Source organism: Bacillota bacterium, assembly GCA_024655925.1.
In the GTDB taxonomy this organism is placed as follows: Bacteria; Bacillota; DTU025; order DTU025; family JANLFS01; genus JANLFS01.
The window spans coordinates 225-3,304 of the sequence record JANLFS010000075.1 but is presented as its reverse complement, the minus strand read 5'-3'; the positions used below and the strand labels follow the sequence as shown (position 1 = coordinate 3,304).

Annotated in this window: 4 protein-coding genes; 3 read left to right on the top strand and 1 reads right to left on the bottom strand. The window is 57.3% G+C overall.

Features of this window, described 5'->3' with window-relative positions; translation table 11 throughout:
- From NUW23_11470 to NUW23_11460, 3 genes are all read left to right on the top strand, one after another.
- The coding region (locus tag NUW23_11470; protein MCR4426783.1) for a hypothetical protein at positions 1-318 on the top strand (318 nt) is incomplete at its 5' end.
- A gap of 13 nt (positions 319-331) precedes the next feature.
- Positions 332-1,219, top strand: a complete 888-nt coding sequence (locus NUW23_11465) for an ABC transporter ATP-binding protein (protein ID MCR4426782.1) — start codon at positions 332-334, stop codon at positions 1,217-1,219.
- Position 1,220: 1 nt separating this feature from the next.
- Entirely contained in the window at positions 1,221-2,021 is an 801-nt protein-coding gene (locus NUW23_11460) for an ABC transporter permease (protein ID MCR4426781.1), read from the top strand.
- Positions 2,022-2,113: 92 nt separating this feature from the next.
- On the opposite strand, the gene NUW23_11455 is transcribed toward NUW23_11460, so the two are convergent.
- Positions 2,114-3,052, bottom strand: a complete 939-nt coding sequence (locus tag NUW23_11455; GenBank protein MCR4426780.1) for a CsgG/HfaB family protein — start codon at positions 3,050-3,052, stop codon at positions 2,114-2,116.
- Between the last annotated feature and the right edge of the window lie 28 nt (positions 3,053-3,080).

Sequence of the window (3,080 nt, the reverse complement as noted above, 5' to 3'; positions counted from 1 at the left end):
AATCCTGACCTGTTCAATTTCATCACGAACGCCAGCCTGAAGAGCACAGATGCGTTGAAGGACCAGATCGAAGCGAAGAAGGCGGACTTCCTCAGCAGAGCCTACGCGAGGTTCTTCAGCGGCCTCGACCTCTCGAAGTTCAAGGACGGCATTGACCCGAAGCAGGCCCTCAACGTGATCGCCTGGACCATGGAAGGATACGCTAGCCGAGCCACCGCGAAGTACGTGGACGGCCAGCTCAAGGATCTTGACTTCAGTGCGTACATGGAGGAGTTGGACAGTTACCTGAGTCTCCTAAAGAACAACCTTTACAAGTGAAGGAGGTGTCCTCGTGTCCGCAATACAAGTGCGGAACCTCACCAAAACCTACAGGAACGGGAAAGGCATCTTTGATGTGTCGTTTTCCGTGAACGCGGGCGAGGTCTTCGGCTATCTTGGTCCCAACGGCGCAGGCAAGACCACGACTATCCGTCAGTTGATGGGCTTCGCCAATGCCGACAAGGGCAGTTGCACCATAAACGGCCTGGACTGCCGCACGCAGGCACCCGATATTCACAGGTCCTTGGGTTATCTGCCGGGCGAGATCGCGTTCTTCGAAGACATGACCGGAACACAGTTTCTTCAGTTCGTGAACGACATGCGGGGCATCAGGGACCGAACCCGCATGCGCGCCCTCATCGATCGCTTCGAACTGGACGCACGCCGCAGTATCCGCAAGATGTCGAAGGGGATGAAGCAAGAGGTCGGGATCGTCGCCGCTTTCATGCATGACCCCAGCGTATATGTTCTTGACGAGCCCACAAGCGGCTTGGATCCGCTCATGCAGAGAACCTTCATCGACCTTATCCTGGAGGAGAAGGCGCGCGGAAAGACGATTCTCATGTCATCGCACAACTTCGACGAAATCGACCGCACCTCTGACCGCGCGGGCGTAATCCGCGAGGGCAGGCTGGTTGCTGTGGAGGACGTCCATTCGCTCAAAGCATCCCAGCGCAAGGCCTTCGTTGTTACAGTGGCATCGCAAGAGGACGTTGCCATACTACGGTCAAGCGGCCTAGAACTCGGCAAGGTAACCGGGAACCATGTGGAAGTCATCGTGAGCTCCAACTACGACTTCTTCATCAGGACCCTGTCCAGTTGCAGAGTCCGGGGAATCGACGTTATCTCGCAGAGCCTGGAACAAGCGTTCATGAAGTATTACGGGCAGGAAGCGAAATAGCGTGAACCCAACACTGTTCAAGGCGACGGCGAAGTCGAATCTCACTCTGGTCGTGGTCTTCATGTTCCTCATGTTCATGTACCTTTCCATCATCATATCCATGTTTGACCCCGAAAGCGCCGACGGGACCATCGCCACGATCGAGGCATTGCCCAAGGAGCTTGTTTCCGCGATGGGGCTTTCCGAGGCCAGCACTACGCTCACATCCTTCATCGCCAACTTCTACTACAGCTTCGTAGCCATCCTGTTCCCCATGATCTTCTGCATCATTGTTGCGAACCGGCTGGTGGCAAGGCACGTGGACACTGGCTCAATGGCCTATCTCCTGTCCACACCCAATTCGCGCCTCACCATCCTCACGACGCAGGCCCTCTATCTTGTCGCCAGCGTCACCGCGTTGTTTGGGCTCACGACAATCGCCGGCATCGCCGTCAGCCAAGCCATGTTCGCAGGACAGCTGGACATAAGAGGGTTCCTGCGGCTGAATCTCATCACGACGCTCATCTTCTACGCTATCAGCGGAATATGCTTCTTCTTTTCGTGCCTGTTCGATGAGGTTAAGCACTCGCTCGCCTTCGGCGCGGGGATCCCCGTCGCCTCTTTCGTCCTGAACATGCTGGCCAAGGTGAGCGGCCGGTATGTGTGGATCAGGAATTTCACCCTGTTCACATTGCTGAATCCAACGCAGATACTGGCCGGAGGTTCATCGATAGCCCCTGCGGTCATCATTCCCACAGGCATTGCCCTCATCACGTATGCAGGTGGGGCTGTGTTGTTCAACCGCAGGAGCCTGCCACTCTGAACTGTGCGGTGGGAGCGGGTCTCGGCATCACCGCCATACCCAGTCTCCCACCGACACCGACACAGCGCCGCCCGGAGACCGCGTTACGCTGCCTAGGGCTGAAGCGCTGCGGCCAACGCGACCAAAGCCACGAGGACTACGACCGCAAGGGCGGTGGCCGCCCTCTCACCGGGAGTGCGATATCCCTGCACCTGCACGGCGTAATCCCCTGCGACGACTTCGCCTGACGACTCCACGATCTTGGCTCTTGCGATTGTGCCGTACACAGAGACGATCCTAACGACCGCCACCTGATCAGTTGAGACGAATTGATGTCGGGATCCCGAACCGCCCACCTGAGTCACATTCGGACGCAGAATCCTAAAACTGCTTCCAGGGGTCATCACAGAGGCTTCTTCGGTTCTTATGTAGACCTCGTGGTTGCTCCGAGCTTCGAGCACCTCGCCGATCACAGGGAACTTCGCGACAAGCTCGTCGCGGAGAGTCGAGCCGAAACATGACTTCACGGCATCAAGGCATGCGGCAGATGGCGAGGAATCATCGCGTCCCCAGCCCCTGAGGCGGAGACTCGATACTATCGTGCCTGTAGATGCATCGATGATCCTGATGGATACCTCTGCAGAACCCGAGTAGTAGTAGTGCCTTCTCCCGTCCTTGTCAGTCCAGTACTCGCTCTTGCCCTCACACCTATCCAGCGATCCGATGAAGGCGTAATCGATGCCCAGGATTTCGCCCAACCGAACTGCGGTATCGCGATTCACGGCCCCGGACACCTGGAATCGCTGTTCGGCCAGTATTCGATCGATGTTCGCCCTCTCGACGACCTCAAATCTCCGCATGTCAACCAATACGTCCGACAGGCAGTTGGAGGCGTACTGCACGTACTGAGAGCCGAAGGGCCCAGTGAAACCGATGATCCCCACCCTAAGGCGACCGCTCGCCGGCGGCGCCGCAGCGCAAACCGTGGGAATACACGCAAGCGTCAGAAGGATTGCCGCCGCCAATACCATTAGCCGCGATGCTGTCCTCACATCGAATTCCTCCCTCGAAGCAATTGCT